Origin of the sequence: Tsukamurella asaccharolytica (genome assembly GCF_007858435.1) — a bacterium.
Taxonomy (GTDB): domain Bacteria; phylum Actinomycetota; class Actinomycetes; order Mycobacteriales; family Mycobacteriaceae; genus Tsukamurella; species Tsukamurella asaccharolytica.
In genome coordinates, this window is record NZ_VIGW01000041.1 from 1 (window position 1) to 668 (window position 668).

Sequence of the window (668 nt, forward strand, 5' to 3'; positions counted from 1 at the left end):
CTGATATTAGAGCGAAACTTCTACTTAGTCGTTGTGATGCTCTTTTTCTTAAGTTTTGGCTATCTCTATCTTTTACGAGTTCGGGGGAGCAATCTCTCCGCTACATTGAGGCGGCTTTCGCTTCTTCCTCTCATTCTCTTCTACCTTGCAGCTATGGAATTGATCTTAACGCTGACTAATACGATCGTAGAGACTAATTTTTTACAGATGATAGCTGCGATCAAGCGTTTCTCTGAGTCACCCAATGGGGATCACTTTGCACATATTGTGCCGGCTAATTGGATTCTACTATTAGAGAAAGGTGCCTGGCGTTTTCAGCTTCTCGCTACTTTACATCTTTTGATGCTCATCTTCCCACTTCTTCTACCTACTATCGATTCTCCTCAGGAGCGCTGGCGACCGATTTTTACGAGAGGATTCTTTGCGCTTTGTGGGAAGATGATCCACTATCTCTTTTTTCTCCTTGCGCTATTATGGTGGCTATTGAGTCTATTGGTTTGGGGTTATTTAACTTACCAAACTTTTCAAATTGAGAGCGGAATACGGTATCTACAAGATTATCAGCTATTTCAATCTCTCTTTTATTAAAGGAGAGAGCAGATGCGACGGATGATGGTTGCAATGGCGTTCTTTCTCTCTCTGCTTTTTAATGGTGGTATGCTCTTTTT

The 668-nt window shown here is 41.8% G+C and carries 1 protein-coding gene; it reads left to right on the forward strand.

What is annotated here, in order from left to right:
- Positions 1 to 588 (forward strand): hypothetical protein (locus tag FK529_RS20865; RefSeq protein ID WP_205124412.1); only part of this gene is annotated, 588 nt, incomplete at its 5' end.
- Positions 589 to 668 lie beyond the last annotated feature (80 nt).